General features: G+C 49.3%; 1 pseudogene. It reads left to right on the top strand.

Features of this window, described 5'->3' with window-relative positions:
* Positions 1-215 precede the first annotated feature (215 nt).
* Positions 216-1,008, top strand: a pseudogene (locus R7Z50_RS24985) (IS5 family transposase); the annotation flags it as partial.

Here is a 1,008-nt window from a genome sequence, read left to right as displayed (position 1 = left end):
CCTGTTTTAGTCTCCTATTTTTAAAAGTTCAGCGTTCACATACTGCCATGTTGTTGAGTTAAACCAGTTAATCGGATCTATTTCCCTGTCTGGAACCAACCAATGAAAACCATCTTTTAATGCTTCTTTGTCTAGGCAATACTTATTATTATCTAAGAACCTATCCCAAAAGGAATTGTCAGATAATACATAATGATAATTTATGAGGGCAACGTATGGCAGGTAATAAGTGGCAAATCAGTGATGAACTCTGGGAGAAAATGGCTCCTCTCATCCCGGAACATAGAACTCAACACCCGCTGGGTACGCACCGCAAGCGGGTTGATAATCGCGCTGCAATGAACGCCATTTTCTTCGTACTCAGGACGGGTTGCCAGTGGAATGCGCTGAATGCCACCGGTATATGCTCGTCAAGCTCTGCTCATCGCCGATTTCAGGAGTGGCGGGATGCTGGCGTATTTGAACGCTTCTGGCAAAACGGGTTGCTTGCCTGCGAACAGCTGGACGCTATTGACTGGTCGTGGCTGTCGATGGATGGTTGTATGACCAAATCCCCCCTGGCAGGCTCAAAAAAACAGGCAAGAACCCAACAGACCGAGGGAAACGGGGCGTAAAGCGCAGTCTGATGACTGACGGGAACGGGCTTCCGCTTGCACTGGTTGTCGCTGGAGCAAATACGCACGACATAAAGCTGGTTGCGGATACGCTCGATGCCCTCCAGACGGGCAGACCGGGCAAGAGGCTCCGGTTGTGCATGGACAAAGGGTATGAAGCGGAATGGTTGGGATCGTATCTGAGAAGTCGTCGCTATGCGCCTCATGTCCAGTCACGGAAGGATGAATCAGAAGCCCTCAAAAACACGGATTTCAAGGCCCACCGCTGGGTTGTAGAGAGAACACACAGTTGGATGAATCGCTACCGTCGTGTCCTGACTCGTTGGGAGAAAAAGGTCGAAAATTACGAGGCAATGCTGCATCTTGCCTGTGCCATCATTGTCTGGAATAAAAT

The sequence above is a fragment of the Vibrio sp. 1249-1 genome, assembly GCF_033340495.1.
The sequence above is the reverse complement of the archived record's forward strand: the minus strand, read 5'-3'. Positions and strand labels throughout refer to the sequence as shown.